The sequence below is a fragment of the Inquilinus sp. genome (genome assembly GCF_057815775.1).
The window spans coordinates 1-4,624 of the sequence record NZ_JBYRFX010000497.1; the positions used below are offsets into that span (position 1 = coordinate 1).

Genomic DNA, 4,624 nt, shown 5'->3' on the forward strand with positions numbered 1-4,624 from the left:
CCGGGTCGAGCCGCCGTCGGGGACATGTGATGCCGCTGCGCCTGCCGCCGATGTCGCCCCTTCGCTTCTTCGAGGCCGCTGGACGGCATCGCAGCTTCAAGCTCGCCGCCGCGGAGCTGAACGTGACGCCGAGCGCGGTCAGCCATGGCATCGTCGGGCTGGAGCAGGCCCTCGGCGTCGAACTCTTCATCCGCGAGCCCCGCGGGCTGTCGCTGACGCCGGAGGGCGCGGATTACCTGCCCTATGTGTCCGAGGCGCTGTCGCTGATCGCGATCGGGACGCAGCGCCTGCCGAACCATCGGTCGAACCGGACCATTGCGGTGAGCTGCGCCCCGACGCTGGCCTCGCGCTGGCTGCTGCCGCGGCTGCGCCATTTCGGCATCCGGTGGCCGAACACCAGCGTCAGCGTCGACACCTCGGCGCGGCATGTCGGCTTTCCCGTCGACGGCTTCGACTTCGCCATCCGGATGAGCCGGGCCCCGGTCGCCGGCCCGGCCTGGACCCGCCTGTTCGGCGAAAGGCTGATGCCGGTGTGCAGCCCGGCCTATCGGGACAGGTTGCTGGACGGGGAGGGGCAGGTCGATCTGCGCCGGGCGACGCTGATCCATGTCGGCCCGGCCAGCGAGGATTGGCAGGCCTGGGCAGACTGGCAGGGCGCGGACGGGATCGCCGTCACCGGGGGTTTGCGCTTCGACACCATCCAGCTGGCCTTCGAGGCGGCAGCCATGGGGCTGGGCGTCGCCATCGGCCGGCGGCCGCTGGTCGACCGCGACCTCGCCTCCGGGGCGCTGGTCGGCCTCGGGCCGGAGGAGATGGTGGCCGAGACCGCCTATTGGCTGGTGAGTTCGGATGGGGCCGACCACCGGCCCGATCTGCTGGGCTTCAAGCGCTGGCTGCTGCAGGAAGCCGGGACCGAGGATGATCCGGCGCGGAACGGGTGAACATCCTTCATCCGTCGCCGAAACCTTCTCTTTTGCCGCAGCGGCCGCCGCTGGCCATTGTCGCGGGCGAGGGAGGGCCTGTCCGATGCCAGCGGCCAATCGATCCTATGCTGCGGTTCTCACCAACCCGGTGACGTCAGTCGTGCTGGCGGGGGCGCTCGTGCTCAGCGCCGCGATGGGCGTCCGGCAGACCTTCGGGCTGCTGATCGGGCCGTTCTCCTTCGATCGCGGCCTGCCGGTCACGGTCATCGCCTTCGCCATCGCCCTGCACAACCTGGTCTGGGGCTTCGCCCAGCCCTTCGCCGGCGCCGCGGCGGATCGCTACGGCTCCACGCCGGTCGTCGCCTTCGGCGCGGTCACCTTCGCCGCCGGCCTGGCGCTGGCGGCCGTGGCGCCCTCGGCCACCATGCTGGTGCTCGGCATGGGGATGCTGGTCGGCATCGGCATCAGCTGCACCAGCTTCGGCGTGGTGTTGACCGCGGTCGGCCGGGCCGCCTCGCCGCAGCAGCGCAGCATGGCGATGGGGCTGGCCAGCGCCGGCGGCTCGCTCGGCCAGGTCATCCTGATCCCCCTGGCGCAGGTGGCGATGGACAGCTCCGGCCTGTCCGTGGCCCTGCTGGTGCTCGCCTGCCTGCTGCTCGCGGCGGCGCCGCTGGGCATCATGCTCGACCGCCGCAATCCGGGTATTGCCCCGGTGCAGGACGGGCCGTCGCCGTCGCTGAAGCAGGTCCTGTCCCAGGCTCGCCGGCACAGCGGCTACCGCCTGCTCACCCTCGGTTTCTTCACCTGCGGCTTTCAGCTCGCCTTCATCGGCACGCATCTCCCGGGCTACCTGGTGCTCTGCCACATGCCGGCCGGCCTGGGGGCCACGGCGCTGGCCCTGATCGGGCTGTTCAACATGGTGGGCAGCTGGGGCTGTGGCTGGCTGGGCGGGCGCTACCGCCAGCATCATGTGCTGGGCTGGCTCTACCTGGTCCGGGGCGCCGCCATCGCCGTCTTCGTCATGCTGCCCAAGACCGATGCCTCGGTCGTGATCTTCGCGGCGGTGATGGGGCTGACCTGGCTGGGCACCGTGCCGCTGACCAGCGGGCTGGTGGCGAAGGTCTTCGGCACGCGCCATCTCGGCACGCTGTTCGGCGTCTGCTTCCTCAGCCACCAGGTCGGCTCGTTCCTCGGCGCCTGGCTCGGCGGCTTCGTCTTCGACCTCACCGGCTCCTACACCTGGATCTGGGCGGCCACGGCCGCGGCCGGGCTGGTGGCAGCAATGCTGCACTTCCCGATCGACGACAGCGGGGTCGGCACGCCGGTGCCTGCGGCGGCCTGAACGGCAGGGCTATTTCGGGTTCACCGCCCGGATGATCTCGTCGATGACGTCGGCGATCTCCAGCCGGTCTTCGCGATCGTGGGAAAACACCACGAACTCCACATCCGGCAAGGCCGGCAGCCCGGCCTCCCGGCCCAGCGCCTGCAGCTGCGGCGTCAGCAGGCTCTGGTTGAGCGGGCTGACGGCCAGTCCGCACGCCACCGTGGCCTTGATGCCGCCGATGCTCGGGCAGATGACGGCGACCCGCCAGTCGCGGCCGGCGGCGGCCAGGGCTGCCAGGGCGGCATCGCGATAGGGGCAGGGGTCCGGGAACAGCGCCAGCGGCAGCGGCGCCAGCGCATCGGGCTCGGCGCCCTTGGCATAAGCCCACACCAGCGGCTCGCGCCACAGCAGCTGCCCCGCCTTGTCGCCATGACAGCGGCTGCCGACCACCAAATCCAGCTCGCCGCGATCCATCCCGGCGAGGAGAAGCCCGGTGTTGGCGACCTGGATCTCCACCGTCAGCGCAGTGCGCGCGGCCTGGAACCGGCGCAAGACGTCCGGCAGCCAGGTGCTCATGAAGTCGTCCGACGCGCCGATGCGGAGATGGACCGGGTCGGCCCCGCGGGACAGCCGCGACCGCGCATCCTCGTTCAGGCGCAGGATCGCCCGGGCATAGCCCAGCAGCATCTCGCCTTCTGATGTCAGGGCGACCGACCGGGTGCTGCGCAGCAGCAGCGGCCTGGCCGCCTGCTCCTCCAGCCGTCGGATATGCGCGCTGACCGCGGACTGGGTCAGGTTCAGCCTGGCCGCCGCCTTGGTAAAACTGGCATCCTGGGCGACGGCCTGGAAGGTGCGTAGCAGCGTGGACTCGAACATTTGTTCATCTCGATACGCACTGAATGAGATGACAATATATCGATTATCTTACTAAGAGAAAGCTGCTTCAGTGTGGGCCGGCCCACAGCGAAGAAGCATCATGACCCATATCCTGTATATCGAAGCCTCGCCCCGGAAGAGCCGGAGCGCGTCCATCGAGGTCGCCCGGGCGGCCCTCGACGCTTGGCAGGCGGAAGCGCCTGATCTCACCATCGACACGCTCGACGTCTGGGCGACGGATCTGCCGGAGTTCGACGGCCCGGCGATGGAGGCGAAATATGCCGGCCTGTCCGGCACGGCGCTGACGGCCGACCAGGCCGTGGCCTGGGACGGGATCCGCACGATCGCCGCGCGCTTCCTGGCCGCGGATGCAATCGTCCTGGCGGTGCCGCTGTGGAACTTCTCGATCCCCTACCGGCTCAAGCACCTGATCGATCTCGTCACCCAGAAGGACGTGCTGTTCAGCTTCGACGAGACCGGCTTCGGCGGCCTGCTGCGCGGCCGCAAGGCGCTGGTGGTCTGCGCCCGCGGCCTCGACTACAGCCCCAGCGCCGGCACCCCGGCCGGGACCTATGATTTCCAGAAGCCCTATCTGGAGATGTGGCTGCGCTTCACCGGCATTTCGGACATCACCACAATCGTGGTGGAAAAGACGCTGTTCGGTGCGGAGATCGATGGTGCCGCCCGGGATGCGGCCTGCGCCGAAGCGATTGCGGCGGTGAAGCGGCTGGCCGGCTAGTCCAGCACGGCCACGGCCTCCACCTCGAACAGCATGCCGTCGACCGCCAGCTTGGGCACGGGGATCAAGGTCTGTGCCGGCAGCGCCTCGCCGAACATGTCCTTGACGCTCTTGGTCAACACCCCGAGCTTGGACATATCGTGGTCGACCACGAAGACCGTGAGCTTGGCGACCTGATCCGGCCTGGCACCGACCGCATCGAGGGCGGTGCGCAAATTGGCGTAGGCCTGCCCGACCTGGACGGCGAAGTCGGGCGACAAGGCTCCCCGGCTGTCTTGGCCGCCCTGTCCGGAGATGTAGGCCACCCGGCCTTCACGGGGCGCGATCACCGCCGTGCTGTAGCCATTCGGCGACGGGTCGTAGAGGGTCCGCGGATTGACGATGGTCAGCTTGAGATTGCTCTCATTCGCTCTCGTTGCCGCGGGACTTCCCATGGTCATGATGATGAACCCTCCGATCAGTAGACGCTTGATGGCGCGTGACATGATTCTCTCCCGGTTCTGCGGACTGCGAGCAACGCACCCTCGCGAACCTCAGCCCCGATCGTCCATACGATGACTCGTGCGCTGTACGAGTCATCGTATGGTACACTGTACGAGTCGATCGCTCAAGGTCGACATTCCGCGCGTTGCCGGTCAAAATCGATGGTCGGAACGGCGAGGAAAACGAATGGCAGCCAAGCGCAGCGGCGCCCGGGGCAAACGGTCTCAGCCGATCGGTGAGCCACCCCTGCCCGGGCAGGAGCCGCGCAGTGAAGCGTCT

The 4,624-nt window shown here is 68.8% G+C and carries 5 protein-coding genes; 3 read left to right on the top strand and 2 right to left on the bottom strand.

Annotated elements, in window-relative coordinates:
• A partial coding sequence (locus tag AC3XYG_RS17575) for a LysR substrate-binding domain-containing protein (protein ID WP_489141145.1) occupies window positions 1–941 on the top strand: 941 nt, incomplete at its 5' end.
• Between the two features lie 85 nt (window positions 942–1,026).
• Window positions 1,027–2,265 (top strand): MFS transporter, encoded by a 1,239-nt coding sequence (locus tag AC3XYG_RS17580; RefSeq protein WP_489141146.1) that lies wholly within the window; start codon window positions 1,027–1,029, stop codon window positions 2,263–2,265.
• Window positions 2,266–2,274: 9 nt separating this feature from the next.
• Here the strand turns inward: AC3XYG_RS17580 and AC3XYG_RS17585 are convergent, their stop codons facing one another.
• On the bottom strand, window positions 2,275–3,123 hold the full coding sequence (locus AC3XYG_RS17585) for a LysR substrate-binding domain-containing protein (protein ID WP_489141147.1): 849 nt from the start codon (window positions 3,121–3,123) through the stop codon (window positions 2,275–2,277).
• Window positions 3,124–3,223: 100 nt separating this feature from the next.
• On the opposite strand from AC3XYG_RS17585, the gene AC3XYG_RS17590 reads away from it, so the two are divergent.
• The gene (locus tag AC3XYG_RS17590; RefSeq protein WP_489141148.1) at window positions 3,224–3,862 is read left to right on the top strand and encodes an FMN-dependent NADH-azoreductase; all 639 of its coding nucleotides are present in this window, start codon (window positions 3,224–3,226) and stop codon (window positions 3,860–3,862) included.
• On the opposite strand, the gene AC3XYG_RS17595 is transcribed toward AC3XYG_RS17590, so the two are convergent.
• On the bottom strand, window positions 3,859–4,347 hold the full coding sequence (locus AC3XYG_RS17595; protein ID WP_489141149.1) for a RidA family protein: 489 nt from the start codon (window positions 4,345–4,347) through the stop codon (window positions 3,859–3,861). The genes AC3XYG_RS17590 and AC3XYG_RS17595 overlap by 4 nt on opposite strands.
• Window positions 4,348–4,624: the final 277 nt, after the last annotated feature.